The following is a 26,457-nucleotide window of genomic DNA, read 5'->3' as shown; positions in this document are numbered from 1 at the left end:
GTTATGCCAGTAACAATGCACAAAATGCTTTTTATTATGGCCAGCCTGGTCATGTTTTTATCTGCCTGTAGTACCACACCGGTCAGCCAAAGACCTGCGGTAGAGAGCAGAGATGTACCCGCATCGTCACCAACAACTGAATCAGCACAAACCAGTCCTGTGCCAAGCCAGCAGGCTAATCCACAAGCCATGCCACTTCCACCGGGCGAATCGACAGGCACTGATATACCCACCACTAAACCCGCTCCAGCACCAACCAACCCTGCCGTGCTGGCATTATTAAGTGATGCAGAAAAATATCAACAACAGGGCAATATGTCGGCAGCGCAATCACGGTTGCAGCGCGCCCAACGTATCGCCCCCAGCGATCCAAAAGTCTATTATCAGTTAGCCAAAGCACACTATGAACTGGAAGATTTTCGCCTGGCGGAACAAGTCGCTTTAAAAGGCGTGTCATATGCAAAAGGCGATAACACCGAACAAAAACGCTTTTGGTTATTATTGGCGGATATTCGCACTAAAAAGGGCGATAAGGCTGGCGCCAAAGCAGCGCGCGAACAGGCCGCTCGCTATTAATTAATTCCGCAGATCTAACACGTCCTGCATATCAAACAGACCGGTTTGCTGTTGCATCAGCCATTTCGATGCACGCATAGCGCCGTAGGCAAAGGTCATTCTGCTTGATGCTTTATGGGTAATTTCCACCCGTTCGCCTTCGGCAGCAAATAATACTGTGTGATCGCCGACGATATCTCCGGCACGGACTGTCGCAAAACCAATGGTATTACGATCGCGTTCGCCGGTACGTCCTTCACGACCATAAATAGCACACTCTTTTAAATCGCGGCCCAAAGCATCTGCAACCACTTCACCCATTCTTAGGGCAGTACCGGAAGGCGCATCCACTTTGTGACGGTGATGAGCTTCAATAATCTCAATATCAACGCTATCACCTAAAACCCGGGCAGCCATGTCGAGCAATTTCAGGGAAAGATTCACCCCAACGCTCATATTGGGCGCTAGTAAGGTGGCAATGCGATCGGCTGTTTGTTGAATAATCTGTTTTTGCGCTTCATCAAAACCTGTTGTACCAATTACCGGGCGGCACTGGTTCTCTGCACATAATGGCAAAAGTGCCATGGTGGCCTCAGGGATAGTGAAGTCTATGATCACATCCGATTGCTGAGTTGCCTGCTCAAGATCTGCTGACAACACCACGCCTAATTTACCGACTCCTGCCAATTCGCCGGCATCCACACCAATCAAAGACGATTCCGGTCGATCAATAGCAGCGGATAGCTCCAAACCATCTGTTTCAGCGACGGCTTGAATCAGGCAACGGCCCATGCGGCCCGCAGCACCGTTAATAGCAATATTAATAGCCATGTTTAATATCCTTATGGCGGTAAATCAGAAAATAAAAAGCTGGCTGGCAAAAATAGCCCAGTCAGCTTCCTATTGGCAAATATCTTATTCAAAAAAACGTTTTACAGCATCAAGCCACGATTCGTGTTTTGGACTGTGGGTTGCCCCGGAACCTTCCATTGTTTCGGCAAACTCCTGCAACAACTCTTTTTGTTTTTTCGATAATTTAACCGGCGTTTCAATAATCACGCGACACATTAAATCGCCAACTTCACCGGTACGGACTGATTTGACACCTTTACCGCGCATCTTGAATTGCTGGCCAGTTTGCGTACCTTCAGGCACTTTCAGCACGGCTTTACCCTGCAATGTGGGAACTTCCAGTTCTCCGCCCAGGCAGGCGGTGGTGAAACTGATTGGTACATCGGCAAACAGGTTATTACCATCACGGGTAAATACATCGTGACGTTTAACCGCAACTTCGACATATAAATCACCGGCTGGGGCACCACGGCTTCCGGCTTCACCTTCACCAGCAAGACGAATGCGATCACCCGTATTAACACCGGCGGGAACTTTAACCGACAGCGTTTTATGCTCTTGTACGACGCCTTGACCATGACAATCATGACAAGGATCCTGAATCATCTGACCCGTTCCACGACAATGTGGACAGGCTTGCTGAACAGTGAAAAAGCCTTGTTGGATACGCACCTGACCATGTCCGCCACAGGTCGTACAGGTAACGGGTTGTGTGCCAGGTTTGGCACCGGAACCATTACAGGTTTTACACTCCACATTCACCGGAATGCGTATTTTTGCTGTGGTACCGGCGACTGCTTCTTCCAGCGTCAGATCCAGGCGATAGCGTAAATCGGCACCACGGAAGCTTTGTCCACCCGGACCGCCACCGCCGAAAATATCATTAAATACATCGCCAAAAATATCGCTGAAACCGCCGGAGCTTCTGAACCCACCACCGCCATTACTGTTATCTACTCCAGCATGACCAAATTGATCATAAGCGGCACGTTTTTGGGAATCAGACAGAATTTCGTAAGCTTCTTTAGCCTCTTTAAACCTGGCTTCAGCAGTTGCATCATCCGGATTACGATCAGGATGATATTTCATCGCCATACGACGATAGGCTTTTTTGATTTCAGCTTCTGTCGCAGTGCGCGATACACCAAGTAGTTCGTAATAGTCTTGTTTGGCCATGTTGTGTTTTTCTTGTATCTCTTAAACAAGACAGGCGTAAGCTCAATGCCTACGCCTGTTTTTAGTTAATTGTGTGAAAGATTATGAATTTTTATTGCCGTCATCGACTTCTTCAAATTCGGCATCTACCACATCATCGTTTTGTGCTGCTGAGTCATCAGTTGCGGCACTTTCACCTGCTTCTGCATTTTCAGCATACGCACGTTCAGCCAGCGTGCCGGCAGCTTCTGACAACGCAGCAGTTTTGGCTTCGATATCCGCTTTATCTTCACCTTTCAGAGCCTGTTGTAACTCTTCAATGGCCGCTTCAATCTTGGCTTTTTCATCCGCTTCCACTTTATCACCCAGATCAGTCAGTGATTTGTTGGTCGCATGAATCAAACCATCTGCCTGGTTGCGTACTGTGACCAGTTCATGGAACTTACGGTCTTCATCAGCATGCGCTTCAGCATCTTTAACCATTTGTTCGACTTCATCGTCAGACAGACCGCTGGAAGCTTTAATCACAATCGACTGCTCTTTACCTGTCGCTTTATCTTTAGCAGACACGTTCAGAATACCGTTAGCGTCAATATCAAAGGTGACTTCGATTTGTGGTGTACCACGTGGAGCAGGTGGAATATCCGCTAAATCAAAACGTCCCAGTGATTTATTGGCTGAGGCAATTTCACGTTCACCCTGCAATACATGGATAGTAACGGCCGGCTGATTATCATCTGCTGTCGAAAACACCTGATTCGCTTTAGTTGGGATGGTGGTGTTTTTCTCAACCAGTTTGGTCATTACGCCGCCCATGGTTTCGATACCCAGACTTAATGGGGTAACGTCCAGCAACAATACGTCTTTCACATCACCAGCCAACACCGCAGCCTGAATTGCAGCACCAACGGCAACCGCTTCATCCGGGTTCACGTCACGGCGTGGTTCTTTACCAAACATTTCTTTAACCGCTTCCTGCACTTTCGGCATGCGGGTCTGACCACCAACCAGAATGACATCATTAATGTCAGACAATTTCAGGCCAGCATCTTTCAATGCCATTTTGCATGGTTCCATACTGCGTGAAATCAAGTCTTCTACCAATGATTCCAGCTTGGCACGGGTCAAACGGATTTCCATATGTTTAGGACCACTGGCATCTGCAGTAATGTAAGGCAGATTAATGTCCGTTTGAGAGCTGGAAGACAACTCAATTTTGGCTTTCTCGGCAGCATCTTTCAAACGTTGCAAGGCCAATGGATCTTTACTCAGATCAACGCCCTGGTCTTTTTTGAATTCAGCAACCAGATAATCAATGATGCGTTGGTCAAAGTCTTCACCACCCAGGAATGTATCACCGTTGGTAGCCAGTACTTCAAACTGATGCTCACCTTCAATATCAGCAATTTCAATGATCGATACGTCAAACGTACCACCACCCAAATCGTATACAACAACGGTGGAATCACCACGTTTTTTGTCCATGCCATAAGCCAGAGCTGCAGCGGTTGGTTCGTTGATGATACGTTTGACTTCCAGACCGGCAATCTTGCCCGCATCTTTAGTGGCTTGACGTTGTGAGTCATTGAAATAAGCCGGAACGGTAACAACCGCTTGAGTGACTTCTTCACCCAAAAATTCTTCAGCGGTTTTTTTCATTTTCATCAAAACGCGCGCTGAAATTTCTGGTGGCGCCATTTTTTTGCCGTTGGCTTCTACCCAGGCATCGCCATTATCGGCTTCAACGATTTTATACGGCACCATATCGATATCGCGCTGAACAACATCGTCTTTGAATTTACGGCCAATCAAACGCTTGATTGCATACAACGTGTTTTTAGCGTTAGTAACAGCCTGACGTTTGGCAGATTGACCTACCATCACTTCGTTATCTTTGTTAAATGCAACAATTGACGGGGTTGTGCGATCGCCTTCACTGTTTTCGATGACACGGGCTTTACCGTCTTCCATCACCGCTACACATGAGTTGGTCGTACCCAAGTCAATACCAATAATTCTACCCATAATCTTTTCTCCATCGTACTTAGTTCGTCTGGCTATTCCAGCCGTTGTGATAATAGATGGGGCAGGAAATTTTGATTTCAAGCCCTTAAATTTCGTCAGGTTATTGAGAGACCACTACCATCGCCGGACGTAGCAGACGCCCATTAAATCGATAACCTTTCTGCATGACTTTCAATACATGGTTAGCTTCTACGCCTTCTTCAGGCTGCATCGCCATCGCCTGATGCAGGTCAGGATCAAAAGCCTCACCTTCCGGATCAAGCTGCTCCAGGCCGAATTTCCCGATCGAGCTCATGAACATTTTAAGTGTCATTTCCATGCCATCCCGAACAGTTTCAAGCTTGGCATCTTCATTTTTTGCTGCGTCAAGACCAAGTTCCAGGCTGTCGCAGATAGGCAACAGCTCTGTTACGAACTTGTCCAGCGCATGTTTGTGGGCGTTTTCCAGATCACGACTGTGTCTGCGACGCATATTTTCCAGATCCGCTCTGGCACGCAGCAATTCGTTCCAATGTTCATCGGCTTTGTTACGTGCATCTTCCAGCTGTTTTACAACATCTGCTTCAGATTCCGCTTGCTGAGCTGACTCAGCTGTTTCGGATGAGGTTTCGACCGGCTCAGATTCCGCCGTCGATTTTTCGATTTCTTCGTTGCTCATGATTAATCAGATTCCGCTTTGCTCAACACAAAGCTGCTACTTGGGGGTCAAAAATCTGATTTCAAGCGGCGGACAGAACTTTTTGTTAAAACAACTTCAACTTTGCTTAAGCCAGACACAATTTCCATCGCTGCTGGCCTGTAATTTTTCCAGCATGGCCTGATGAGCAGCCAACTCTGCTGCGTCGGCCTCAATGACCTTTAATTCTGTACGAGGACGTTCAATTGTCGTGAGCTCATTTTGCTGTGCATCGTGTTGCGGTTCGAATTGCTCGGCTGCCAGTGACAAGCTGACCTGACCACCTGTCATCATCAGATAGACGTCTGCCAGAATCTCGGCATCTAATAAGGCACCATGTAATTCCCGGTTGGAATTATCCACCCCATAGCGTTTACATAACGCATCCAGGTTGTTTTTCTGACCCGGATGTTTATCCCGCGCAAGTTTTAGCGTGTCCATCACTGAACAAATATCGTCAATTTTGGTGGTGTGGCCTAACTTGGTTAGTTCATGATTTAAGAATCCCACGTCAAACGCGGCGTTATGAATAATCAATTCAGCCCCTTCAATAAACCGCAGAAAATCTGTAGCTATGTCTGCAAATAAAGGTTTATCGGCTAATGATTCATTGGTAATGCCATGAACCTCTATCGCCCCGGCATCAATTTCCCGCTGTGGATTTATATATTGATGAAACGTCTCACCAGTCAGCCGTCGATTCACTAATTCAACACAGCCGATTTCAATAATGCGGTGATCATCTGCTGTACTGAGGCCGGTGGTTTCAGTATCTAAAACAATTTGTCGTTGACTGGTTTGCTCTGCCATCGGTTAGTCCTGTAATGCAATTTGAGTACGTGCTGCTACCGCCAGCTGATCGGCACGTTCATTTTCCGGATGACCATCATGACCCCGAACCCATTGCCAGGATAATTTATGTGGCTGGGAAGCTGCGTCCATACGTTGCCATAAATCAGCATTTTTCACTGGTTGTCGGCCGGCAGTTCGCCAATTTTTGGCTTTCCAGCCTTTCAACCATTCCGTCATACCTTTCATCACATATTGTGAATCGGTGGTAATGGTGACATGACAGGGTCTTTTCAATGCTTCCAGACCGGCTATAACTGCCATCATTTCCATTCGATTATTGGTGGTCATTTTTTCGCCGCCGGATAACTCCTTTTCGTTATCTTTGGCACGAAGAATGGTTCCCCAACCTCCCGGCCCCGGATTACCACTGCAGGCACCATCGGTAAAAATTTCAACGTGTTCCATTAATGCTCTTTTCGTGTTGCTGAGGGATTCACCAGTTGTGGTCTGGGAAATAATTTCCTATTTTGCCACCGGCTTTGTAATGGGGTCACCAGAAAAGTGCGCTTTTTAGCGACAATTGCGGTGACGCCACCAAGATATGGCCAGAGACGTCGCCCCCATCTTTCTAAAAAACCACCGCGTTTTATCCAGCGTTCATTTTGCCATGGGGGACAATAAATGATCGATCGGGCTTCCACTACATCAAAATCCAACAATGACAGCCAATCTTTTAACCGCTGACGTGAAAAAAACTGTCCCCGCCACGGCAAACTATCCTGCCAGGAAAATAATCGACGTAAACCCCATACGCTAAACGGGTTAAAACATAGTATTACCATTGTGCCGTCTTCGTTTAACACTCTGTCGGCTTCTCGTAACAATTGATGCGGTTGGCGCGAAAATTCCACCACATGTTGCAACAGCATCACATCAACACTGTCAGACTTAAATGGCAGTTGTTCACTTTGCGCATAAAATTGTCCGCTGCTTCCCATTAAAGCCTGATAACAAGGTCGCAATGAAGTCGGTAGAATAAGCATTTGTCCGCCAAGCTGCAGCTGAAAAAAACCATGCAACTTTGCCTGTTGATACTTCAGCCATTGTTGTTCCTGGCTTTGTATATAACGGGCAAGCGAAGATTGCCACCATTGTGTCATCTCGCGGTCTTGCTCTTTATAATTACACATAGGCCATTCCGGCGGAGTTAGAAATGTTACAAATTCATGCCGTTAAGGCATTTAATGATAATTATATCTGGTTGATCCAGTCAGCCGGGAATCAGGACGTATTAATTGTTGATCCGGGTGATGCGGGTCCAGTGATTAACTTTATCGAAAAAAACGATCTGCTTCCTGCGGCCATCTTAGTCACCCATCATCATAATGATCACGTTGGCGGTATCCGTCGCCTCGACGATCTGTATGATCTGCCCGTTTTTGGTCCGCAACATGAACATATCAAAACAGTCGATACACCTTTGTATGCTCAGGCTGACCAACAACTGCATCCATCTTTTCCGCACTTCAGAGTAATCGATACTCCTGGGCACACGCCAGGTCATATCAGCTATCTGGTAGAGACTAACCTGTTCTGTGGCGACACATTATTTGCTGGTGGTTGTGGTCGCCTGCTCGGAGGCACAGCAGAACAACTCTTTGATTCACTGCAAAAAATAAAACAATTAGCTGACGATACGCGGATTTATTGTGCGCATGAATATACGCTGGCTAATCTGCAGTTTGCCACAGCCGTTGATCCCAAAAATAACAACCTGCTTGAACGCTTAGCCAAAACAGAGGCGTTAAGGGAACAGCAGATCGCCACCGTACCATCACAGCTAAAAGTGGAAAAACGCACTAATCCATTTTTGCGGTGTGATGATGCTGCGATAAAAAAAGCGGCTGAAGCTTACGCTGATCAGCCGCTTGATTCTCCTTTGGCGGTATTTAAGGTATTACGCGCCTGGAAGGATGATTTCTAGGATCTAAAGCTCCTAGGCCGATTCGTTTTTAGTCTGGCTTGATTCATTGGCAGCATCCACATTATTAAAATGCACATCCATTTGTGGATAGGGAATACTGATGCCATTTGCATCAAACGCCAGTTTGATTGTTTCAATCAGATCAGCTCTTACTGTGGCTAGATCCGATGCGTTTACCCATGGCCAGACATTGAAAGTAATGCTGCTATCGCCCAGTTCGGCAACACGGATAATTGGCTCGGGATCGTTAAGCACCAATTCATGACCCGTGACAATATCGGTAATGATTTGTTTGGCTTTGAGCAAATCATCGTCATACCCGATGCCAAATACCATATCAATACGTCGGGTATCTCTTGCTGAGTAGTTGGTAATAACACCTGCATAGATATTGCCGTTCGGTACAATGATTTCGCGGTTATCCGGTGTTCGCATCACAGTGTTAAAGATGGTGATTTGCTCAACAATACCGAGTACGCCAGCAACCTCTACAAAGTGACCAATTCTGAATGGTCGATACATGATCAACATTACGCCGGCAGCAAAATTCTGTAATGAATCCTTTAGCGCCAACCCCACAGCTAAGCCGGCAGCACCCAGCACCGCTATCATCGAGGTGGTGTTTACACCCAATTGATCCAAAACCGCGATCAACACAAACAGCAACAATAGGATATTAATGATCGAGCTGGAAAAATTAATCAGGATCGGATCCATATTGGCCCGGACCATAATTTTTCGAGACAGCTTTACTAACCAGCTAACCACTGTGCGCCCCACAATGACAATGACAGCGGCAAAGAAAATATTCAGCAGAATGTCACCAATGACGCTGCCAGTTCCGGTTTCCATGTTATCTCCTCTTTTGAATGGTTTTAACGATATCTTGAATTAATTTTGGCCCCTGATAAATCAGGCCACTGTATATTTGAATCAGTTGAGCCCCCGCCTCCAGCTTTTGCATCGCATCTTCTGCGCTCATAATGCCGCCAGCAGCAATAATCGGCATGTCAGCCGGTAAAGCCTGTCGGAATTGTCGGACAATTTCTGTCGATTTGGCAAATACCGGTTTACCACTCAAGCCACCAGCTTCATCAGCATGAGGCAAGCCTGCGACAGCTTCGCGGGAAAGCGTCGTATTGGTGGCAATCACCGCATCAATCCCGACACGACTGAAACATTCTGACAGTTGCTGAACTTCTTCCAGGGTTAAATCCGGTGCGACTTTGACCGCCATCGGTACATAACGCTGAAATTTTTCCGCAAGTTCCGCCTGACGATTTTTCAAAGCGCTCAGAAGATTATCCAGTGCTTTACCAAATTGCAGATTACGTAAACCGGGAGTATTGGGAGAGGAGATATTGATAGTAATGTAATCTGCATGAGGATAGGATTTTTCCAGTCCTATCAGATAGTCATCCAGCGCTTTATCTACCGGCGTATCAACGTTTTTGCCAATATTGATGCCAATAATTGCATCTGTTTGAGCGGCCTGAACCTGTTCCAGCAAATGATCTACACCCAGATTATTAAAGCCCATCCGGTTAATAATCGCCTGTGCTTCTGGAAGTCGAAAAAGTCTGGGCTTGGCATTACCCGGTTGAGGTCGGGGTGTCACAGTACCCACTTCAATAAAACCAAACCCCAAAACCGATAACGCTTCCAGGTAGTCAGCGTTTTTATCAAGACCCGCAGCTAATCCCACTGGATTAGGGAAACGCAATCCCATCACATGCACTGGTACCGTCGGCATTTTGGGCATTAGCAAGCCCAACACTCCAGACATTTCCATCCACTTCAGGCTGTTCATGCCTAGGTGATGTGATGTTTCAGCATCCAGTTTAAACATCAGATTTCGTAGTAACGGGTACATATACATCAAGCCTTCATTGATATTTGATAGCCAGTAAACTTACGGATATTTAAAACGCCTTTATCCATAATCAGATATTGCCCTTTTATACCCAATAATTTACCCGCAATTTCCGGTGTTTTATCAAAATTCATAGAACTGACTTTTTCTGGATATTGCTGCACAGGGTAGTTTATTTCCAGGGTTTTACCATCCGTCAGTGTGGTGATGGCATCCTCGCCTAACTCTTGCTGTAAAAGCTTGATTTGATCAGCACATTTAGCCTGTAATTGATCACGCTTCTCTGCAAGATCAATTGCTGCAGCAGGGCCGCGCAACATTTTTCGCCAGTCCGTGCGGTCCGAAACATGATTTTTAAACATGACTTCAACCAAACCGGAATGATAGCGGCTGCTCACACGAAAAATAGGCAACGCCTGGGTTGCTCCCTGATCCAGCCAGCGTGTCGGCATTTGCGAAATTCGGGTAATACCCACTTTGATCCCTGAACTATTCGCCAGATAAACAATATGATCCTGCATACAGACCTGAACACCCCACTCAGGTTCACGACAGGTCCCTTGAGCAAAATGGCATAACTCTGGCTTCATAAAGCACAAATCACATTGCGCCAGTTTTTGTGAACAGGGAAAACAAAAACCACCACTGTAACTTTTCTTGGTCATTCGCTGGCAGTTCTGGCAACGAATCTCACCCGCATAAATCAGCTGTATATTCGATCCAATCAGCGGATTCATCGGGAGCTGCTGTTCTCCCACTATCATTTGATAACTTACTGACCCACCAGTTTCTGGCAGGGTCGCCTGCATCTTGTTAAGTTGTCCTGCTAGTTCTGTCACGAAGGGAACCTTTACTACAAATTAGAAGGTAGTTTAACGTAGCCGGACAGCCAGACCTATCAACTCTTGATTATTTATTCAAAAGCCTGAGATTACCTCCGTTTTATAAATTTTATCCCTCTCTCGCAGAGCAACGATTGTGAAGGGAATTGGCAATGTAATGCTGAGGCTTCAGTTACAGACAGAAACATTCGGTTAGTTTAAAGGCTGGTCTTTAACTATTTATTCCGGTATATATTTAGCACAAATATATGCTTACGATATTATGATAAACCTTTATGTTAAAAACTAAAAATCTACTATGGCCCCTGTTTGCAGTGCTTTCGGTGCTCTTTACTGGCTGTAGCTCAACCCCTAAACATACTGAAACTGTCAGCGCTGAACCGTCTCAAAAAACCTCTCATGGTCCTTTAACAAAACACACCAACTGGAAAAAAAATCAGCTGACACAACTGAGTCCACTGGATTTGGATTTATCGGTTCTTGATGAACCGGAAACTGATCCTCAAGTCACTGATGTCTGGCAACGTATTCGTAATGGTTATCAGCTGGCTGAATATCAGGATCTGGATCCAGAAACCCAAAGTCGCCTTACCTGGTTTGCCAACCACCCGGAATATTTCAATAAAGTTGTCGAGCGTGCCCGCCCCTATCTTTTCTATATCGTTGAAGAACTTGAAAGTCGCGATATGCCGTTGGAAATTGCTTTATTGCCAATTATTGAAAGTGGCTACCAACCTTTTGCACTGTCATCTGGCCAAGCTGCCGGTATCTGGCAATTTATTCCGGCAACTGGTCGTGTATTCGGACTGGATCAGAATTGGTGGTATGACGGTCGCCGTGATGTTATTCAATCCACCAATGCGGCGCTGGACTATCTGCAAAAGTTACATAACGACTTTAACGATTGGGAGCTTGCCTTAGCCGCTTACAATGCCGGTGAGGGCACCGTGGGTCGCGCCATCAAACGAAATAGGGATGCCGGTTTGCCGACAGACTTCTGGTCTCTGGAATTGCCGGCAGAAACCACGGCCTATGTCCCCAAATTGTTGGCCGTAGCACAGCTGGTAAAACAACCGGCTCATTATGATCTGCAACTGGCGCCGGTGGCTAATAAACCCTATCTGAGCGTGGTAAATGTCGGTAGCCAGATTGATTTATCTCTGGCTGCCAATCTGGCAGATATCACACTTGATGAGCTTTATCTGTTAAATCCTGGCTTTAATCGCTGGGCGACAGCTCCACAAGGGCCGCACCAGCTGGTTCTGCCGTCGTCCAAGGCAGAAGCATTTGAAACAGCATTACTGGATCTTTCGGAAAAAGATCGGCTGCGTTGGAAACGCCATGAAGTAAAACCCGGAGAATCACTGAGCAAAATCGCCGCGATGCATCACACGACGGTCGCCGAGCTGAAAAAAGCAAACAAAATGAACAGTAGCTTTATCCGTGCAGGTGCACATCTGTTAATACCCGTTTCCACTGCTATGGCAGATGAAGCTGAAGCAACTGTCTTGGCGAAACGGAAATTGCAGCAGGGGAAAAAATTTAATTATTCGGTGAAAGCGGGTGATACCTGGTGGAACATTGCCAAAGCGCATACTGTTGATGTGCTTGAATTAACCCAATGGAACAAAAAAAACCCTTCGGATGTGTTGCATTCAGGTCAGCAATTGATTATCTGGCAACCCAATCAAACTGTTTCTAAGCTAAAAGCCATCAATTACACCATCCGTAATGGTGACTCACTTTGGACGATTTCCCGTAAATTTAATGTTACGGTGGATAAAGTTAAGGAATGGAATGGTTTAAGCGATCGCACTTTATTACAACCAGGCCAAAAACTGACCCTGTACGTCGATCCAACCGTCCAAATCAGCCATAGTTAATCGTGTTACACATCGCGCTCTATGAGCCTGAAATCCCGCCCAACACCGGTAATATTATCCGCCTATGCGCCAACACCGGTGCACAGCTCCATCTGATTGAGCCATTAGCCTTTGTTTTGGATGATAAACGTCTCAGAAGAGCCGGACTGGACTACCATGAATTTGCACCGGTAAAAGTACATGCTGATTTTGCAGCGTTTCAACAATGGCAGCAAAATCGACCTTTGTTTGCCTGCACCACTAAGGCGAAACAATTTTACCATCAGGCAACCTTTATCGAAGACAGTATTCTGCTGTTTGGTCCGGAGTCACGTGGATTGCCAGCAACGATATTGGACAGTTTGCCTGATAGGCAGAAAATTCGGATCCCCATGAATCCAGAAAGCCGTAGCCTGAATCTTTCCAATGCTACGGCAATTATTCTGTATGAAGCCTGGCGGCAACTTGACTATAACGGAGCGGTATAAAATACCGCCCCCTGATTTAAGATTTCTATTTTCTAATGAGCCAGACTAATCTTACGTGGCCCATCCTTAAGTGGGATGGAGCTGGTTTGTTTTCCTTGCTGTAAATCAATAATCGATAATGAGTTACTAAACCAATTGGTGACGTAAGCATGCTGTTGATCAGTTGATAGCTCAACGCTTTCCGGCATTTTCTCGGTTTTGATAGTCTGTGTTATTTGCAGACTTACTGCATCAAACTCCACCAGAGTGTTGTCATTCTGATTTACCACATAAAACCGATTGCCGTCGTCGCTCACCGTAACACCATAAGGTGCTTTACCAGGTTTGAGAGCAGCAATTTTTTCATAGGTTTTCGTGTCAATGACCGTCAGTGAATTATCTTTCACACAAGTAACGTATAAATGACCATTAATTGGATTAAAGGCAACCGCATAAGGACGCTCGCCTGTTTCTATGGTTGCATGCAGATCCGGCGTATCAGCATCAAGCACCATTACAGAATTGCTTTCACGATTTGCCACAAACACCTTGCGTCCGTCGGGATCTATTGCAATACCGGCAGGACTTTCCCCAACCGCAAGCAGGTCCACCAATTGCCTGCTGGTAGTGTTAATCACTAATAGTGCATTTCTGGACCAGTCTGTCACAAAAAGTTGAGACCTTTGGCTATCCAGAATCATAGCAAAAGGTTGTCCACCAGTTTTTATCTCATTGATTAATTCAAAACTATTCAAATCAATGACCGACAATTTACCTTGCTCGGGATGCGAAAGATAAATAGCGTCGTTGGATTTATCGACAGCTAACATTACCGGACCAGCAGAAACCTCTATCGCTTTGGTTATTTCATCTGTTTTTGAATCAAATAGAGAAAGATGACTACCTGCCTGGCTGCTGATATAAAAATCGTCAGCCAGTGCCACAGCAGGTAATATTCCCAGGCAAAAAATAAGTGGTTTAATAGACATCACTGATTATTTTTCCAAACTGGCTTTTAAACCTTCCAGCCCGGACTTTGCATATTCCGTCATGGCTTTAACGGCGGCTTCATCATTCAGGTTTTCCGGCGGAAAATTGCCGGTGTCGGCACGATAAAAACGACCACTCCAACTTACTTTACTGCCGGTGTCAGCTGCTTCTACTTCGATACCGATGGTATAAAAGCTGACAGGTATGGCTTCAATATTTTCCGTTAATAAACGGTATCCGATGTAATGTCGCTCGGCATCTGATTCATCAAGACTTTCGGTAATTTCACCGCCGGATTTTAAGGTCACGATTCTGGTCGTTTTATCCTGCATGGTGATTGATTCCACCGCTGGATGCCATTTATCCAATTGGTCAAAGGCATTAACTTTTTGCCAGACAGTGGCAACATCCGCATCAATATTAATCTGTTCATCAACCCGTTGTGGCGTTGGTCCATGAGCAAAAACACTGCTGCTCAATAGCACTAAACTCAAACCTGCCAGCGATAGTTTATTAATCATTTTATTCACGTTCTAACCTTTATCATAAAAAAATAAATTTACTTAGGACTTCTATTTGTATTACCTAGAGTCTCAATATAATTATTTATAATTCCAATCTGTGTGTATTTATATGTTTTATCAGTATTGCCAACTTTAACAATATTTTTATAAACCCAGAACTCTACTGTTCCACTTTCATTTTCACGCTTCATTATCTCTGCAGGCTCTCCCAATTTTTCTCTTATAAAATCAGCATCTTTACCTGAAAATATTTTGACAAACTCGAATTCGGCTACAGGTAACGCTAACGCCTCTTCAGAATAGGCAACATTCATAGAAAATAAGGCAATGAATGCCGACAGTACTACTGTGTTTAAAAAAATTTTCATTCAATTTGGCTCCCATAAAATCTCGACTTATCCTACAGATTGTCTGCATTCCTCAAATAGAGCAGATGGCTCGCATCATTTAGGGAATATGTCATGGTTATAGTTATGACTTTTTCCTGTTTTTTATTTTTTTATAATTTTCATCATTATTTGCATATACATATCAAAAATAATCGTCATAGAATAGTCGTTTATCTCAAAATTAAATATGGGCGAAACTACATGATGTCACCTAAATTATCCCCTGCCGATAGAAGCAACAGGGGCAAAACGGATTTAGTTGTCATTATAGGCGCGTCACTATTTACCTATTTTGTTGCTGGATATTTTGATTTGGCTGAACGCTGGATTAATTGGGCCGCATTAGGGGAGTTTTATCAGCTGGATGAAATTATTTTTGTTTTGCTGGTCTTCAGTGCCGGATTAATGTGGTTTGGCAGAAGACGTTATATTGAACTGCAAGAGACCTTAAAGCGTAACCTTGAAATTAAAACCAAACTTGAAGTACAAAATGCTGATAATGCAAAATTATTGCTACAAAATCGTGCTCTTATCAAACACATAACACAGGTCAGGGAAGCAGAACGTAATCATCTTGCTGCTGAATTGCACGATGTTTTCGGCCAGTATCTTGCAGCAATTGATGTAAATGCCTCGGTCGCCATCAAATACAGCACGGTCATTGATCCCAAACTGCAATCTATATTAAAAACCATCCAGGATAGCGCGAGCTTCCTTCGAAATGTTACCCGTTCACAGTTGCGCAGTTTAAAACCTCCTGGTCTGGAAACTGTTGGGCTTTCAGCAGCGATTGAAGATCTTATTTCACAGTGGCAAATGTCGTTTCCAGATTACGAGATTAATATTGCTATTGAAGTGGATGATCAGCTTGTTGACTATGACACGGCATTAACAATTTATCGTTGCATGCAAGAGGCATTAACCAACATAACCCGTCATGCAGAAGCCAGCATAATTCACATTGATCTATGTACCCAAAACAAATCAGCTCAATGTAACGATATCAGCCTGACCATCCGTGACAACGGAATAGGGTTTGATCCCAATGAAGGAATGGGTAAAGGGCTTGGACTCATTGGCATCCGAGAACGGATACATGCTTTAAATGGCCAGTTCAACCTGCATCCAGCAGATCCCCGAGGCACGGTTTTAGCGCTGCATATTCCGTTATGAAAACCTACCGTAAACAATACATGTTAATAATGAGGCATCAGAAGAAATGAACAAACAACGTACCACCATACTATTAATAGACGATCATGCCATTCTCAGAGAGGGATACCAGCAACTACTTGAATCGGCAGGCTTTGAAGTCATCGGACAATCTGGAAATGCTGAAGAGGGTTATCAAGCGTTTATTGCACTACAACCTAAAGTCTGCATTATCGATTTGACCATGCCTGGAACGGGTGGATTGGAGTGTGTCAGAAGGATCTGTAACCGTGATAAAGATGCCCGCATCCTGGTCTGCAGCATGCATGAAGAAACGACTTTGGCCATGAGAGCACTGGAACTTGGCGCAATTGGCTATATCACCAAATCCTGCTCATCTGATGTGTTGATTGAAGCAGTAAAATCTGTCGCCGAGAAACGTCATTATCTCGGTGCCGAAGTTGCACGCTCCATTGCAATGGAAAAATTAATCAAAACGGATCAGAAAATCGATTCCCTGTCACATCAGGAATTTGCCGTTTTCAGGATGGTTGCTGAAGGAATGAGTATCGAGGAAATTTCCAAAAGTCTCACGTTGGCCCCTAAAACTGTCTCAAATTATAAAACCAATATGATGCGAAAACTGGGTACATCTAAGCTTGCAGATATTATATTTCTGGCACAGAAAATTGGTTTGATCCATCCACCAAATAATCAATAGTTTCTGTAAAGAGCCTTATAACAAGACAAAATCTTATCACCCTAATCATTATGTGACGACTTCCCTATAACAGAGATGGCAAGGCTCTCTATCCCATACCCCTAGTAAAAACTGATGATAACACTGGTGCACAGCCACATTTCCGAATGTGTGCTGAGACACAGGGTCAGCGCAAGCTGACATCCAGTTAAAATAGGAGGATATATGAGAGAGAAAAAACTAAGCCGGTTAACAAAAACCGGTTCAGCTGCATTGGTCAGCTCTGTCATCGGCATGATGACAGTAGGCGCTGCATTCGCCAATGACAAGCTGGTTGAACTTCAAAAGGATGAAGCTAACTGGGTTATGCAGGGTAAGAACTATTCTGCTGATCATTACAGTTCTTCAAAACAAATCAACAAAAAGAACGTCAGTAAGTTGGCGCCATCTTGGACTTTCTCCACCGGTGTATTAAGTGGTCATGAAGGTGCGCCTTTGGTTATTGGTGACATGATGTACATCCACTCGCCATTTCCAAACAACACGTTTGCTATCAACTTGAATGATCCTGGCACCATCGTCTGGGAACATAAACCAAAACAAGATCCAGCAGCTCGTGCAGTTGCATGTTGTGACGTGGTCAATCGTGGTCTGGCTTACTGGCCTGGTGATGATAAAACACCTGCCATGATCGTGAAAAGCCAGCTGGATGGTCATGTGGTTGCATTGAATGCCGAAACAGGTGAACTTCACTGGCAGGTTGAAAATGGTGATATCAGTGTTGGTCAAACCCAGACACAAGCACCATTTGTTGTAAAAGACCTGGTTATCCAAGGTTCTTCTGGTGCTGAGCTGGGTGTTCGTGGTTATGTCACCGCGTTTGACATTCACACTGGTGAAATGGCCTGGCGTTGGTATGCAACGGGTCCTGATTCAGAAATCGGTCTGGCTAAAGACTTTAACAGTGAAAACCCACATTACGGCCAAAAAGATCTGGGTCTGAAAACCTGGGAAGATGAAGCATGGAAAATTGGTGGTGGTACTAACTGGGGTTGGTATGCATATGACCCTGACTTAGAAATGTTCTATTACGGTTCAGGTAACCCTGCTCCATGGAACGAAACCATGCGTCCTGGTGATAACAAATGGACCATGACTATCTGGGGTCGTGATGCTGATACTGGTTTAGCCAAATTCGGTTATCAAAAAACACCTCATGATGAGTGGGACTACGCTGGCGTTAACGTCATGATGCTTTCTGAGCAAAAAGACAAAAGCGGCAAAATGCGTAAATTGCTGACTCACCCTGATCGTAACGGCATTATTTATACGTTGGATCGTGAAACAGGTGATTTGGTTTCTGCAGACAAAATGGATGACACTGCAAACTGGGTGAAAAAAGTTGATCTGGAAACAGGTCTGCCAATTCGTGACCCGGAATTCAGCACCAGAATGGGTCACCGTTCACGTGATATCTGTCCTTCAGCCATGGGTTTCCACAACCAGGGTATGGATTCATACGATCCTGAAAGACAAAATTTCTACTTGGGTATCAACCATCTGTGTATGGATTGGGAACCGTTCATGCTGCCTTACCGTGCAGGCCAGTTCTTCGTAGGTGCAAACGTATGGAGTTACCCTGGACCTAAAGGTGATCGCCAGCGTGGTATTGGTTCTGGCCAGGTGAAAGCTTACAACGCCATTACGGGTGAGTTTGCTTGGGAGAAAATGGAAAAATTCTCAATCTGGGGTGGCACCATGGCAACCGCTGGTGGCTTGGTATTCTACGGCACACTCGATGGCTTCATCAAAGCTCGTGATGCAGACAATGGTGACTTGCTGTGGAAATTCAAACTTCCTTCAGGCGCTATCGGTCATCCAATGACTTACACCAAAGATGGTGTTCAGTATGTTGCCATTAACTATGGCGTAGGTGGTTGGCCTGCCGTTGGTCTGGTGTTTGACTTGAATGACCCATCTGCTGGTCTGGGTGCTGTAGGTGCCTTTAAAGAATTGGCACGTAACACTCAAATGGGTGGTGGTCTGATGGTCTTTGCTCTGGATGGTAAAGGACCTTACGACGATCTGAGTGTTGGTGAATACGAAATGTAATCACTGACTCGCAATATAACTTAGTACATCAAGTTATATCGTCGTATTCAATCCGGCTGGCAACACAAAGACTGTGTTGCCAGCCCCTTCTGAGAGTGTAAGACATGTTAAACAACCATACTAAAACCAATAACAAAGCAGTCAGTTCAAAACACTTAACGCAATGCAGCCTGATAATGGCTTCACTGCTGTCTGTACTGACTCCAGCACATGCAAACAATGGATTACCGGAAACCTTAAAAGTCTGTGCAGCGGCGAATGAAATGCCCTACTCAAACAAACAGCAGCAGGGTTTCGAAAATGAAATCGCCGAAACGCTCGCAGAGAGCATGGAGATGCCTTTGGAATTTGTCTGGTCAGACAAAGCAGCAATTTTTTTAGTGACCGAACATTTATTAAAAAATGAATGTGATGTGGTTATGGGGGTAGATTCCGATGATCCTCGCGTTGCCACCAGCTATCCTTACTACAAATCCGGCTATGTGTTTGTCTATCGTACCGATAAAAATCTGGACATCAGTGACTGGGATAGCCCTGACATTCAAAAACTGAACCGTTTTGTAGTAGTACCAGGTAGCCCATCAGAAGTGATGTTACGAGAAGTGGGTAAATATGAAGGCAACTTCAATTACACCAAATCTCTGTCAGGTTTCAAATCCCCACGCAATAAATATATTCGTCTGGAACCTAAAAAACTGATCAGCGAAGTGACCTCAGGTAAAGGTGACATCGCTCATCTATGGGCTCCAGAAGTAGCCCGTTATGTTCGTGATTCAGATACTCCATTAGAAATGGTGTTATCTCCTGAATTCGAAGAAGTCGAAGGTGGTGAAGGTATTGTGCAGCACTATGATCAATCAGTAGCTGTTCGTGAAGGTGATAAAGCCTTGCTTGATGCCATTAATAAAGGATTGGCAGATGCTGCACCGAAGATTGCTGCCATCCTCAAAAAAGAAGGGATTCCACTGCTTTGACTTGTCGTCATGCAACCTCTTTAATTCAACAGGATTATAAAAAAACCATGATTAGTAATGTAAAACTTTTTAGTCGTAAGACAGTATTTATGCTGGGATTATCAATGTTGACAGCTGTCAGTATGACACCAGTAACAGCAGAAGCTCAGGTGCAATTTCGCAATGCAACGACCGGGGTGCTGATTGATTTTTCTTTTGGCAAAAAAGGTGAAGAAACTGAAGCCGTAAAACATTTTATGGAAACAGCAGAAAATAAATATAACCAGGATGAAGAAGCCATCAAGGTGGGTGAAGATTTGTATATGACGGCCTGTTCTGGCTGCCATGGTCATCATGTTGAAGGCAAACTTGGTCCCGCTTTAGGGGATGCGTACTGGACCTATCCTGCAGGTCGTTATGATAAAGGTTTTTTTGAAATTATTTATGACGGCGCCCGCGCCATGATGGGTCCTCAACGTAACAACCTCAGTATTGATGAAATTCTGAAAGTGATGGCGTACGTCCGTAGCGTCTACTGGGATGATCCGGAAAAAGCCTTATGGTTATCAGAAGAGGAACGTGCTGAGTTGGTTCCTGCTGAAATGCCAGATGACTTCAGAGAAGCTTTAGACAACTTTAATAAAACCCATTAAAGATGGTTAACCATTTAATGTGCCAATTGGCAGATTATAAAGATTAGTGATTGGTAGTGTGGTCCATAACCACTAAAGGGTAACTACTACGCTACCAAGCATTATGTCGTCAAAACCTAAAGGAGAGAAATATGAAGAAAATTAAAACACTTGCCGTTACCGGCGCTACAGCACTCTTGTTATCAGTAGGTATGTCAGCAATGGCATACGATGGTACAAAATGCCAAGAAGCAGGAAAATGCTGGGAAGCTAAACCAGGATTTCCTGAAAAAATCAAAGGATCAAAATTTGATCCTAAACATAGCCAAGCTGAACTGGATAAACAAGACAGTGCAATGGAAGCAATGGAAGCTCGTAACGCTAAACGCGTAGAAAACTTCAAAAAATCGGGTAAGTGGTCTTACTAAACCCAAGCTGAGGCCAGTTTTAACGACTGGCCTCTTTTTTTGTTTTGTTTCTGACCTGCGAGTCAGTTTGGGCAATTATCACCATGAGCAATGTCGCTGAAAATTCCGAAAATCTTTTAACCGACTGGCATCAACAAGCCATCACCCTGCAAAAAAATATCAATCAAACAATATTAGGTCAGGAACACATCATTGATTTAATGGTTGTGGCTATTTTCTGTCGTGGCCATATCCTGCTTGAAGGTGATGTTGGCGTCGGCAAAACGACCTTGCTGAGAGCAACGGCAGAAAGTCTGGGTGGTAATTTTGAGCGTATTGAAGGCACCATTGATTTAATGCCGCATGATTTGGTCTATTACACCCATATTGCCAATGACGGTAAACCCGCTGTGAGTGAAGGACCTTTACTCAAACATGGCGAAAATTTATCGATATTTTTCTTTAACGAAATCAATCGTGCCAGACCTCAAGTACATTCATTACTGCTTCGGGTAATGGCTGAACGTAGCGTCAGTGCATTTAATAAAACGTTCTTTTTTCCTCATCTGCAGGTTTTTGCTGATCGTAACCGCATTGAAAAAGACGAAACCTTTGAATTACCGGCAGCTGCCCGGGACCGTTTTATGATGGAACTGCACATAAAACAACCCACAGCAGAAGAACAGCTTAAAGAGTTGATGTTTAATAGCCGATATTATGATGCCGATAAACTGATCGACAGTGCTGACAAAGCGGTACTGCCATTTCATCAGCTCAATGATATCGCTGTGGCCATTCAGTCTTATATCCATTCCAGTGACACTATTCAGGATTACGGGTTTCATCTGTGTCAGGCACTTCGAAAACCACAGGATTACGGTATCCAGATCAGCGATATAGACACAGAAAAGTTAGTACTGGGAGGCATGGGGCCGCGTGGCATAAGTTATCTTGCCAGAAGTGCTCGCGCTCATGCATGGCTCAATCAACGTAATAGCGTCACCCCAGAGGATTTCCATGCAGTCATTCGGGCCATCAGTAAACATCGCATTTTTATCAATCCTGTTTACAACTATAACGGTGAAGCGATTATCGAAGAACTGATTAGTGGTGTACTGAATACTATTCCATCCCCATGAATCAGCACGAAATTCAACATCTGATCTTTGATTACAGATCACCTTTTCTGCTGAATGCACTGCGTGAAAGTGAGCATAAAAGCAAACGTCAGGGGCCCGGCAGTGATTTTTATAAAAAGTCTCCATTTTTAGCGGATCCGAATCCTGCGCGTATTGATCTTGCTATGAGCGTGACAGATCCGTTTGAATCGATTTACGTCAAAACCTTTCGTCAACGCAGCAAACTTGACGTACTGACTTTGGTCGATGGCTCTGACTCAATGACTGTTCAGGATAAAACACAACTGGTCAATTTAACTGAAAAGAGTATTGCTTATTCTGTGGCTGCCAGAAATGATAATCATCAAAGTTATTTGCTGAGTCAGTCCATACAGTCAATTACCAATTCCGAAATACTGCCACAGCATTTCAAGTCTGCTACCGAGCAGGTCTCAAATCATAATAAAGCTGAGGCGTTTAACGAAATAGAGCGGTTGTTACCAGCGCGTCGTTGTTTAGTATTTTTGCTTTCTGATTTTCACTGGAGTAATGAAAAACTCTACCGGATTCTCAATAGCTTATCAGGACACTATCTGGTGCCAATTGTTATCTGGCGTTCCGCCGAATACAACGACTATCCACTATGGCGCTTTGTTCAGATCAACGATGCTGAGACAGGCGAGAACAGTTTGATTTTTGTGACACCCAAGCAGAAAAAACTGATCGAATCGACTTTCGCTGATCGGAAGGTTTTCCTTAATCATCAATTCCAAAAGCACAATTGCAGAGCGTTTTGGATGATTGATCAATTCTCAGCACAACAATTAAGCGAATTCTTCCATGGCCATTAATAAGCTATTAAAACAAAAAATGTACGTGCCGATGTTTTTGGCTGTGTTGTTAGCTGTTTTTTGCAACACAGCTTTGTATGCTGACCAAGTCCGTACCGGCATTGTTCAGCAATCATTGGGAAGAGACTTTGGCATTCTGGTCGGTGATGTCATTGAACATTATTATATTGTTCAGGTACCGGCAGAATATAGGTTAACGCCAGCCTCACTTCCTCCTGATGGAGAGTTAGATTATTGGTTGTTATTACTCGACAGTGACTATGAACTCATCAGCGAAACTGCTGAGTTACGCCAATACCGACTGCATTTCACGTTTCAGACATTTTATGCGCCACTGGATGTCCGGGCATTAGCAACGCCCCCATTAACGGTAAGTTTTAACGCTGGCGACAAAACCGAGCAGCTCACCATACCGGCCTGGAACTTCACCATGTCCCCGTTAAAAGAAATTGCGCCTCGTGGTGTGGCCAAAGACTCCAACCAGAATGCCTTTATGAAGGCAGATTTAGCTCCATCCACTATTCCCACCAAAGATTTGCAGCAACAAATCTGGATACTGTCTATTATGCTACTGATTCTGGTGATCTTATGGTTAACCCTTAAGGGATTTCTGTTTGCACTGACGCGATCACCGTTTCAGCAGGCTTATCATCAAGTCAAAAAGCTACGCAAATACCATAACGACGAGTCGGCATTTAATCAGGCCTTACAAGCGGTACATCGGGCTTTTAACAGATTGGCCGGCCATGCCCTGTTTGCTCACCAAACAGATCAGTTTATTAATAAACATAAAGAGTTTTCTGGCTACCAGGATCAAATTGATAGTTTTTACCAGTTATCCACAGAAGCGCTCTACTCCGAGCAAAAGCTAGCGTCAGAGAAAGACTTTGACCAATTAATGAAGCTCTGCAAACAATTGGCTGGTGCGGAAAAACTGGCGCTGAAAAAATCATGAACATCGCATTTGCCCACCCATGGGTGCTCGTTTTATTACTACTAGTCTTGTTGCCATTTATGTCAGGTATATTCAAGCAACGGCTCACCAGTTGGAATCGGCTAATTCCAGCATCCAATACAACTCGATGGGTTAATCGACTCATTAAACTCTTGGGGGTACTGGCATTTATCAGCATCGTGCTGGGGTTGGCAGGACTTAATCAAACGGAAAAAACCTTTACCCGAATCGGTACTGGCGCACATATTGTCTTTGTCCTCGATCGTAGCGCCAGCATGAATGAAACATTTGGGGGCAAGGTCCCGGATAACGCTACGCCAGCCAAAAGTCAGGTCGCACGTCGTTTATTGTCTGAATTTGTGAATAATAGGCCGCATGACTTATTTGGCGTTGTCGGGTTCAGTACACAACCTTTTTTTATCAGTCCCCTCACAGAGCACAAATCTGCCACCCAGGCGGCGATAAACAGTCTGACCAGTCCCGGCCTGGCATTTACCAATGTAGCCAAAGGACTCGGCATGGGCTTGAGTTACTTTGAGGATCAACCGCATACCGGTTCCCGTGTCATTGTATTGGTCTCTGATGGCGCAGCGACACTTGATCACCGTGCACAGCGAGTGTTGCGTGAGTGGTTTGAGCGTTATCAGGTAAGTTTATATTGGTTTTTTCTGCGTACCGAAAACGGATTAGGTATCACCTCTGAACCTGAAACAGCGCGAGATGATAATCCCCGGGTGATGCCGGAGCGTTATCTTGATCAGTTTTTCCGTACCCTGCCGATCCCCTATCACGCATATGAGGTGGATACACCGGAATCTATGGAAGCAGCCATTCACCAGCTGGATAATCTGGAAAGCATGCCACTGGTTTATAACGAACTGATACCCCGCAACGATATGACGCGCTTATGTTTTTTGACTGCCCTGTTTGCCGTTCTTATTTTACTGGGCATCAAAGCGCTGGAGGCAAAATGATGTTTTTGAATCGAAATCATTTTATTTATCTGATTAGCCTGTTGGCATTGGCTGTTATCACTGCACTGATATTCAGTCTCTATACCCTGCAACAACAGCAGCAAATCAACCAACAAATCCTCCTGCTGAATAAAGGTGAGCTGGTTGGTGCTGAACAATTGAATATGCAATCACCCGAAGTCAGAATTGCTTATGCCTATCTGCAGGGCAAATTGAACTTATTTGATGAAGCAGTAGAAACCTACAGCGGCACTGAGCGGCTGGCTAACCCGCAACAACTTGTCCATATCCACTATAACCTTGGCAATCTTTATTTGGTTCAGGCTATCGATTTGGCAGAAAACCTCTCTGTTGATCGGGCGGTGGCGATGGCGGATGTGGCAAAGGACTTTTATCGCTCAGCACTGAAAAACCAGCCCTCCTTCTGGGAGGCTAAATACAATCTGGAAGCCGCCCAACGTCTGTCGCGGGATTTGCCTCTGGGTGATGTCACCATCAGTGAAGAATCTCAGGATGCCAGTACCGAGTTATGGTCGGCAATGCCTGGCTTTCCCATTGGTTTACCCTAAGGGATTGTCTGATGAAATCTATCTGGTTGCTGGGTAGTTCTGCAGTGCTACTGATTATTGCCGTTTTAATGCCAAACCTGCCATTCCCCAGTAAAAAATATGATTATTTTTTTATGGTGGATATCACCCGCAGCATGAATGTAGAAGATTATCGTGATAATAACGGTGATCCCATTAGTCGGCTGGAAAAAGTCAAAGCGGATGCGTTAGCTGCCATACAACAACTTCCCTGCGGCTCACGAGTTGGGCTAGGCGTGTTTACTGAACGTATGCCCACCCTGCTCTATACCCCCATGGAAGCGTGTTCAGACTACCCTGAAATCCGGGAGAGCATCAGACGTATTGACTGGAGAATGGCCTGGGTTGCCGACAGTAATATTATTCAGGCGTTTGCCAACACGTTGGAGTTGATGCGCATTGTTGAATTAACCGATGCCACTTTGGTGTTTTTTACCGATGGGCAGGAAGCACCTCCGATGAACACACGGTATGCGCCAGATCTTGCCGAACTACAATCCACTGATGAAAATAATAACCAGGCACTCATCAACGGTCTGATTGTGGGCGTCGGTGATCATGCATTGAGCCGGATCCCTAAATATGATGAAGATGGCATCCAGATTGGCTTCTATACGGCGGAGGATGTACCACAGGGAACAACTTTTGGTTTGCCGGAAGATCCCGGCAAAATTGAAGGCTATGTCCCTCGGAATGCTCCATGGGGAAATCAAAGTCGTGCTGGGAATGAACACCTTTCCAGCGTAAAAGAAGACTATTTGAAATCGCTGGCTGAACCAGCCAAATTTCACTACCATCATTTACAAACATCGACGGCTTTGTTGAATGCACTCACGCACGATGATTTCTCCCAACGCCACATCCGGGAAACCGATTTAAGTTATATCCCGGCAAGTTTGTCGCTGTTTTTATTATTTCTGGCCTATCTGCCTGAACATATTTTTTCCCGTAAAAAAACCTTACACAAACCAAACATCAACGAGCGCATACCTCTTAACTCAGGTTAAAACAGTTCGCTCCGTTGAATCAC

General features: G+C 44.8%; 29 protein-coding genes. 16 read left to right on the top strand and 13 right to left on the bottom strand.

Going from position 1 to position 26,457, the window contains the following annotated elements:
• The first annotated feature begins 15 nt into the window (after window positions 1–15).
• Entirely contained in the window at window positions 16–576 is a 561-nt protein-coding gene (locus Q7A_RS02610) for a tetratricopeptide repeat protein (protein ID WP_048480973.1), read from the top strand.
• On the opposite strand, the gene dapB is transcribed toward Q7A_RS02610, so the two are convergent.
• The 7 genes from dapB to Q7A_RS02575 form a co-directional block, all read right to left on the bottom strand.
• Window positions 577–1,386: a 4-hydroxy-tetrahydrodipicolinate reductase gene (gene dapB, locus Q7A_RS02605; RefSeq protein WP_014705776.1), complete on the bottom strand. Its 810-nt coding sequence runs from the start codon at window positions 1,384–1,386 to the stop codon at window positions 577–579.
• Between the two features lie 84 nt (window positions 1,387–1,470).
• Window positions 1,471–2,583, bottom strand: coding sequence for a molecular chaperone DnaJ (gene dnaJ, locus Q7A_RS02600; RefSeq protein ID WP_014705775.1), 1,113 nt, complete (start codon window positions 2,581–2,583; stop codon window positions 1,471–1,473).
• An 81-nt stretch (window positions 2,584–2,664) separates the two neighbouring features.
• Window positions 2,665–4,587 (bottom strand): molecular chaperone DnaK, encoded by a 1,923-nt coding sequence (gene dnaK, locus Q7A_RS02595; protein ID WP_014705774.1) that lies wholly within the window; start codon window positions 4,585–4,587, stop codon window positions 2,665–2,667.
• Between the two features lie 100 nt (window positions 4,588–4,687).
• Window positions 4,688–5,245: a nucleotide exchange factor GrpE gene (gene grpE, locus Q7A_RS02590; protein ID WP_014705773.1), complete on the bottom strand. Its 558-nt coding sequence runs from the start codon at window positions 5,243–5,245 to the stop codon at window positions 4,688–4,690.
• A gap of 96 nt (window positions 5,246–5,341) precedes the next feature.
• A complete protein-coding gene (dnaQ, locus tag Q7A_RS02585) occupies window positions 5,342–6,073 on the bottom strand; it encodes a DNA polymerase III subunit epsilon (protein WP_014705772.1) in 732 nt (243 codons plus the stop codon).
• Between the two features lie 3 nt (window positions 6,074–6,076).
• The gene (gene rnhA, locus Q7A_RS02580) at window positions 6,077–6,520 is read right to left on the bottom strand and encodes a ribonuclease HI (protein WP_014705771.1); all 444 of its coding nucleotides are present in this window, start codon (window positions 6,518–6,520) and stop codon (window positions 6,077–6,079) included.
• Complete coding sequence (locus Q7A_RS02575) at window positions 6,520–7,245, bottom strand: class I SAM-dependent methyltransferase (RefSeq protein WP_014705770.1); 726 nt, start codon at window positions 7,243–7,245, stop codon at window positions 6,520–6,522. The genes rnhA and Q7A_RS02575 overlap by 1 nt, the downstream gene beginning before the upstream one ends.
• Before the next feature lie 23 nt (window positions 7,246–7,268).
• Here Q7A_RS02575 and gloB point away from each other — a divergent pair, with 23 nt between their 5' ends.
• Window positions 7,269–8,039: a hydroxyacylglutathione hydrolase gene (gloB, locus tag Q7A_RS02570; RefSeq protein WP_014705769.1), complete on the top strand. Its 771-nt coding sequence runs from the start codon at window positions 7,269–7,271 to the stop codon at window positions 8,037–8,039.
• A gap of 12 nt (window positions 8,040–8,051) precedes the next feature.
• Here gloB and Q7A_RS02565 read toward each other — a convergent pair whose 3' ends face one another.
• From Q7A_RS02565 to Q7A_RS02555, 3 genes are read right to left on the bottom strand one after another with little or no spacing between them, the layout of a single operon-like run.
• Window positions 8,052–8,891 (bottom strand): mechanosensitive ion channel family protein, encoded by an 840-nt coding sequence (locus tag Q7A_RS02565; RefSeq protein WP_014705768.1) that lies wholly within the window; start codon window positions 8,889–8,891, stop codon window positions 8,052–8,054.
• A 1-nt stretch (window position 8,892) separates the two neighbouring features.
• On the bottom strand, window positions 8,893–9,912 hold the full coding sequence (locus Q7A_RS02560; RefSeq protein WP_014705767.1) for a quinone-dependent dihydroorotate dehydrogenase: 1,020 nt from the start codon (window positions 9,910–9,912) through the stop codon (window positions 8,893–8,895).
• A 5-nt stretch (window positions 9,913–9,917) separates the two neighbouring features.
• Complete coding sequence (locus Q7A_RS02555; RefSeq protein WP_014705766.1) at window positions 9,918–10,721, bottom strand: DUF2797 domain-containing protein; 804 nt, start codon at window positions 10,719–10,721, stop codon at window positions 9,918–9,920.
• A gap of 308 nt (window positions 10,722–11,029) precedes the next feature.
• Here Q7A_RS02555 and Q7A_RS02550 point away from each other — a divergent pair, with 308 nt between their 5' ends.
• Window positions 11,030–12,637, top strand: coding sequence for a LysM peptidoglycan-binding domain-containing protein (locus tag Q7A_RS02550; protein WP_014705765.1), 1,608 nt, complete (start codon window positions 11,030–11,032; stop codon window positions 12,635–12,637).
• Window positions 12,638–12,639: 2 nt separating this feature from the next.
• Complete coding sequence (gene trmL / locus Q7A_RS02545) at window positions 12,640–13,104, top strand: tRNA (uridine(34)/cytosine(34)/5-carboxymethylaminomethyluridine(34)-2'-O)-methyltransferase TrmL (protein ID WP_014705764.1); 465 nt, start codon at window positions 12,640–12,642, stop codon at window positions 13,102–13,104.
• Window positions 13,105–13,136: 32 nt separating this feature from the next.
• Here the strand turns inward: trmL and Q7A_RS02540 are convergent, their stop codons facing one another.
• The 3 genes from Q7A_RS02540 to Q7A_RS02530 are packed head-to-tail and all read right to left on the bottom strand — an operon-like array spanning window position 13,137 to window position 14,965.
• A complete protein-coding gene (locus tag Q7A_RS02540) occupies window positions 13,137–14,072 on the bottom strand; it encodes a YncE family protein (RefSeq protein ID WP_014705763.1) in 936 nt (311 codons plus the stop codon).
• 6 nt (window positions 14,073–14,078) lie between these two features.
• Window positions 14,079–14,594 carry an SRPBCC family protein gene (locus Q7A_RS02535; RefSeq protein WP_014705762.1) on the bottom strand — a complete coding sequence of 172 codons (516 nt, stop codon included), beginning with the start codon at window positions 14,592–14,594 and terminating at the stop codon, window positions 14,079–14,081.
• Between the two features lie 38 nt (window positions 14,595–14,632).
• A complete protein-coding gene (locus Q7A_RS02530; RefSeq protein ID WP_014705761.1) occupies window positions 14,633–14,965 on the bottom strand; it encodes a hypothetical protein in 333 nt (110 codons plus the stop codon).
• Between the two features lie 222 nt (window positions 14,966–15,187).
• Between Q7A_RS02530 and Q7A_RS02525 the strand changes: the two genes are divergently transcribed.
• From Q7A_RS02525 to Q7A_RS02470, 12 genes are all read left to right on the top strand, one after another.
• Window positions 15,188–16,159: a sensor histidine kinase gene (locus Q7A_RS02525; protein ID WP_014705760.1), complete on the top strand. Its 972-nt coding sequence runs from the start codon at window positions 15,188–15,190 to the stop codon at window positions 16,157–16,159.
• A gap of 46 nt (window positions 16,160–16,205) precedes the next feature.
• Window positions 16,206–16,859 carry a response regulator transcription factor gene (locus Q7A_RS02520; protein WP_014705759.1) on the top strand — a complete coding sequence of 218 codons (654 nt, stop codon included), beginning with the start codon at window positions 16,206–16,208 and terminating at the stop codon, window positions 16,857–16,859.
• Window positions 16,860–17,063: 204 nt separating this feature from the next.
• Complete coding sequence (locus Q7A_RS02515; RefSeq protein ID WP_014705758.1) at window positions 17,064–18,950, top strand: methanol/ethanol family PQQ-dependent dehydrogenase; 1,887 nt, start codon at window positions 17,064–17,066, stop codon at window positions 18,948–18,950.
• 176 nt (window positions 18,951–19,126) lie between these two features.
• Window positions 19,127–19,924 carry a methanol oxidation system protein MoxJ gene (gene moxJ, locus Q7A_RS02510; RefSeq protein WP_014705757.1) on the top strand — a complete coding sequence of 266 codons (798 nt, stop codon included), beginning with the start codon at window positions 19,127–19,129 and terminating at the stop codon, window positions 19,922–19,924.
• A 104-nt stretch (window positions 19,925–20,028) separates the two neighbouring features.
• Window positions 20,029–20,556, top strand: coding sequence for a cytochrome c(L), periplasmic (moxG, locus tag Q7A_RS02505; protein ID WP_238595941.1), 528 nt, complete (start codon window positions 20,029–20,031; stop codon window positions 20,554–20,556).
• A gap of 131 nt (window positions 20,557–20,687) precedes the next feature.
• Complete coding sequence (locus Q7A_RS02500; RefSeq protein WP_014705755.1) at window positions 20,688–20,963, top strand: methanol dehydrogenase [cytochrome c] subunit; 276 nt, start codon at window positions 20,688–20,690, stop codon at window positions 20,961–20,963.
• A gap of 83 nt (window positions 20,964–21,046) precedes the next feature.
• Complete coding sequence (locus tag Q7A_RS02495; protein ID WP_014705754.1) at window positions 21,047–22,081, top strand: AAA family ATPase; 1,035 nt, start codon at window positions 21,047–21,049, stop codon at window positions 22,079–22,081.
• Complete coding sequence (locus Q7A_RS02490) at window positions 22,078–22,911, top strand: DUF58 domain-containing protein (RefSeq protein ID WP_014705753.1); 834 nt, start codon at window positions 22,078–22,080, stop codon at window positions 22,909–22,911. The genes Q7A_RS02495 and Q7A_RS02490 overlap by 4 nt, the downstream gene beginning before the upstream one ends.
• A complete protein-coding gene (locus Q7A_RS02485; protein WP_014705752.1) occupies window positions 22,901–23,866 on the top strand; it encodes a hypothetical protein in 966 nt (321 codons plus the stop codon). The genes Q7A_RS02490 and Q7A_RS02485 overlap by 11 nt, the downstream gene beginning before the upstream one ends.
• A complete protein-coding gene (locus Q7A_RS02480; RefSeq protein ID WP_041354257.1) occupies window positions 23,863–24,840 on the top strand; it encodes a vWA domain-containing protein in 978 nt (325 codons plus the stop codon). The genes Q7A_RS02485 and Q7A_RS02480 overlap by 4 nt, the downstream gene beginning before the upstream one ends.
• A complete protein-coding gene (locus tag Q7A_RS02475; RefSeq protein ID WP_238595940.1) occupies window positions 24,837–25,409 on the top strand; it encodes an MxaK protein in 573 nt (190 codons plus the stop codon). Before Q7A_RS02480 ends, Q7A_RS02475 begins: the two co-directional genes overlap by 4 nt.
• 11 nt (window positions 25,410–25,420) lie before the next feature.
• A complete protein-coding gene (locus Q7A_RS02470) occupies window positions 25,421–26,434 on the top strand; it encodes a vWA domain-containing protein (protein ID WP_014705749.1) in 1,014 nt (337 codons plus the stop codon).
• Window positions 26,435–26,457: the final 23 nt, after the last annotated feature.

Origin of the sequence: Methylophaga nitratireducenticrescens (assembly GCF_000260985.4) — a bacterium.
Taxonomy (GTDB): Bacteria; Pseudomonadota; Gammaproteobacteria; order Nitrosococcales; family Methylophagaceae; genus Methylophaga; species Methylophaga nitratireducenticrescens.
The sequence above is the reverse complement of the archived record's forward strand: the minus strand, read 5'-3'. Positions and strand labels throughout refer to the sequence as shown.

What these genes read in the sequence shown, in the direction of transcription:
- Q7A_RS02610 (WP_048480973.1), top strand. Translation starts at nt 16, where the DNA reads ATGCACAAAATGCTTTTTATTATGGCCAGCCTGGTCATGTTTTTATCT.
- dapB (WP_014705776.1), bottom strand. Translation starts at nt 1,386, where the DNA reads ATGGCTATTAATATTGCTATTAACGGTGCTGCGGGCCGCATGGGCCGT.
- dnaJ (WP_014705775.1), bottom strand. Translation starts at nt 2,583, where the DNA reads ATGGCCAAACAAGACTATTACGAACTACTTGGTGTATCGCGCACTGCG.
- dnaK (WP_014705774.1), bottom strand. Translation starts at nt 4,587, where the DNA reads ATGGGTAGAATTATTGGTATTGACTTGGGTACGACCAACTCATGTGTA.
- grpE (WP_014705773.1), bottom strand. Translation starts at nt 5,245, where the DNA reads ATGAGCAACGAAGAAATCGAAAAATCGACGGCGGAATCTGAGCCGGTC.
- dnaQ (WP_014705772.1), bottom strand. Translation starts at nt 6,073, where the DNA reads ATGGCAGAGCAAACCAGTCAACGACAAATTGTTTTAGATACTGAAACC.
- rnhA (WP_014705771.1), bottom strand. Translation starts at nt 6,520, where the DNA reads ATGGAACACGTTGAAATTTTTACCGATGGTGCCTGCAGTGGTAATCCG.
- Q7A_RS02575 (WP_014705770.1), bottom strand. Translation starts at nt 7,245, where the DNA reads ATGTGTAATTATAAAGAGCAAGACCGCGAGATGACACAATGGTGGCAA.
- gloB (WP_014705769.1), top strand. Translation starts at nt 7,269, where the DNA reads ATGTTACAAATTCATGCCGTTAAGGCATTTAATGATAATTATATCTGG.
- Q7A_RS02565 (WP_014705768.1), bottom strand. Translation starts at nt 8,891, where the DNA reads ATGGAAACCGGAACTGGCAGCGTCATTGGTGACATTCTGCTGAATATT.
- Q7A_RS02560 (WP_014705767.1), bottom strand. Translation starts at nt 9,912, where the DNA reads ATGTACCCGTTACTACGAAATCTGATGTTTAAACTGGATGCTGAAACA.
- Q7A_RS02555 (WP_014705766.1), bottom strand. Translation starts at nt 10,721, where the DNA reads ATGCAGGCGACCCTGCCAGAAACTGGTGGGTCAGTAAGTTATCAAATG.
- Q7A_RS02550 (WP_014705765.1), top strand. Translation starts at nt 11,030, where the DNA reads ATGTTAAAAACTAAAAATCTACTATGGCCCCTGTTTGCAGTGCTTTCG.
- Q7A_RS02540 (WP_014705763.1), bottom strand. Translation starts at nt 14,072, where the DNA reads ATGTCTATTAAACCACTTATTTTTTGCCTGGGAATATTACCTGCTGTG.
- Q7A_RS02535 (WP_014705762.1), bottom strand. Translation starts at nt 14,594, where the DNA reads ATGATTAATAAACTATCGCTGGCAGGTTTGAGTTTAGTGCTATTGAGC.
- Q7A_RS02530 (WP_014705761.1), bottom strand. Translation starts at nt 14,965, where the DNA reads ATGAAAATTTTTTTAAACACAGTAGTACTGTCGGCATTCATTGCCTTA.
- Q7A_RS02525 (WP_014705760.1), top strand. Translation starts at nt 15,188, where the DNA reads ATGATGTCACCTAAATTATCCCCTGCCGATAGAAGCAACAGGGGCAAA.
- Q7A_RS02520 (WP_014705759.1), top strand. Translation starts at nt 16,206, where the DNA reads ATGAACAAACAACGTACCACCATACTATTAATAGACGATCATGCCATT.
- Q7A_RS02515 (WP_014705758.1), top strand. Translation starts at nt 17,064, where the DNA reads ATGAGAGAGAAAAAACTAAGCCGGTTAACAAAAACCGGTTCAGCTGCA.
- moxJ (WP_014705757.1), top strand. Translation starts at nt 19,127, where the DNA reads ATGGCTTCACTGCTGTCTGTACTGACTCCAGCACATGCAAACAATGGA.
- moxG (WP_238595941.1), top strand. Translation starts at nt 20,029, where the DNA reads ATGTTGACAGCTGTCAGTATGACACCAGTAACAGCAGAAGCTCAGGTG.
- Q7A_RS02500 (WP_014705755.1), top strand. Translation starts at nt 20,688, where the DNA reads ATGAAGAAAATTAAAACACTTGCCGTTACCGGCGCTACAGCACTCTTG.
- Q7A_RS02495 (WP_014705754.1), top strand. Translation starts at nt 21,047, where the DNA reads ATGAGCAATGTCGCTGAAAATTCCGAAAATCTTTTAACCGACTGGCAT.
- Q7A_RS02490 (WP_014705753.1), top strand. Translation starts at nt 22,078, where the DNA reads ATGAATCAGCACGAAATTCAACATCTGATCTTTGATTACAGATCACCT.
- Q7A_RS02485 (WP_014705752.1), top strand. Translation starts at nt 22,901, where the DNA reads ATGGCCATTAATAAGCTATTAAAACAAAAAATGTACGTGCCGATGTTT.
- Q7A_RS02480 (WP_041354257.1), top strand. Translation starts at nt 23,863, where the DNA reads ATGAACATCGCATTTGCCCACCCATGGGTGCTCGTTTTATTACTACTA.
- Q7A_RS02475 (WP_238595940.1), top strand. Translation starts at nt 24,837, where the DNA reads ATGATGTTTTTGAATCGAAATCATTTTATTTATCTGATTAGCCTGTTG.
- Q7A_RS02470 (WP_014705749.1), top strand. Translation starts at nt 25,421, where the DNA reads ATGAAATCTATCTGGTTGCTGGGTAGTTCTGCAGTGCTACTGATTATT.